Consider the following 1,012-nt stretch of genomic DNA (forward strand, 5'->3'; position numbering starts at 1 on the left):
ATGAACCGCACAATGTTCAAGTCCAAAATCCACCGTGCCACCGTCACGCACGCGGATCTGCATTACGTCGGCTCCGTCACCGTTGACCTGGATTTGCTGGACGCTGCCGACATCCTGCCCGGCGAGCTCGTCGCGATTGTCGACGTCACCAACGGCGCCCGCCTGGAGACCTATACCATTGCCGGTGAACGCGGCTCCGGTGTGATTGGCATCAACGGCGCCGCCGCACACCTGGTCGAAGTAAACGACGTCGTCATCCTCATCAGCTACGCCAGCATGACCACCGAAGAAGCCGGGGCCTATGACCCCAGGGTGGTCCACGTGGACCAGCACAACACGATCGTCCACCTCGGCACCGACCCCGCCGAAGCCATCAGCGCGGGGATGATGCGCCCGCCCTTCGCTCTAGACAACGGCTCGGTGAACTAATCATGGAGATAAGGAACAGCCCTCGCCCAAGCACGTCCGCCGAAGTTCCGGCCCCCTACGGAAACGGCCCTTCCGCGGCCGGTCCTCCGGGGCCGGATGCGGCTAAGAACCCGGTGGGCAGGATCCGCATCCATCATCTGCAACAGGCAAAGGCCGAGGGGAAGCGCTTCGCCATGCTCACGGCCTACGAACAGTACACCGCGGAGATCTTTGACCAGGCGGGCATTGAGGTGCTGCTCGTTGGCGATTCGGCGTCCAACAACGTGTTCGGAAACGAGAACAGCCTGCCCGTCACCGTCGATGAGTTGCTTCCGCTATGCCGTTCAGTTGCGCGTTCGGCGCAGCGCGCCCTGGTGGTCGCCGATCTGCCGTTCGGCAGCTACGAGGTCTCCGTGCAACAAGCAGTAGCCACCGGTGTACGCTTCCTCAAGGAGGGCCTCGCCCACGCGGTCAAAATCGAAGGCGGCAGCTTTTACGCGGAAACAGTCAGGGCCATGGTCCAGGCCGGCATCCCGGTCATGGCACACATCGGGTTCACACCGCAAAGCGAACACGCTCTTGGCGGGTACCGTGTCCAGGGCCG

The 1,012-nt window shown here is 63.1% G+C and carries 2 protein-coding genes; both read left to right on the plus strand.

Going from position 1 to position 1,012, the window contains the following annotated elements; all coding sequences use genetic code 11:
• Positions 1-429: an aspartate 1-decarboxylase gene (gene panD, locus HNP00_RS22865; protein ID WP_184742008.1), complete on the plus strand. Its 429-nt coding sequence runs from the start codon at positions 1-3 to the stop codon at positions 427-429.
• Positions 430-431: 2 nt separating this feature from the next.
• On the plus strand, positions 432-1,012 hold a 581-nt coding region (locus HNP00_RS22870; RefSeq protein WP_184742009.1), incomplete at its 3' end, for a 3-methyl-2-oxobutanoate hydroxymethyltransferase.

This window comes from Arthrobacter sp. AZCC_0090, assembly GCF_014207375.1.
Taxonomy (GTDB): Bacteria; Actinomycetota; Actinomycetes; order Actinomycetales; family Micrococcaceae; genus Arthrobacter.

What these genes read in the sequence shown, in the direction of transcription:
- panD (WP_184742008.1), top strand. Translation starts at nt 1, where the DNA reads ATGAACCGCACAATGTTCAAGTCCAAAATCCACCGTGCCACCGTCACG.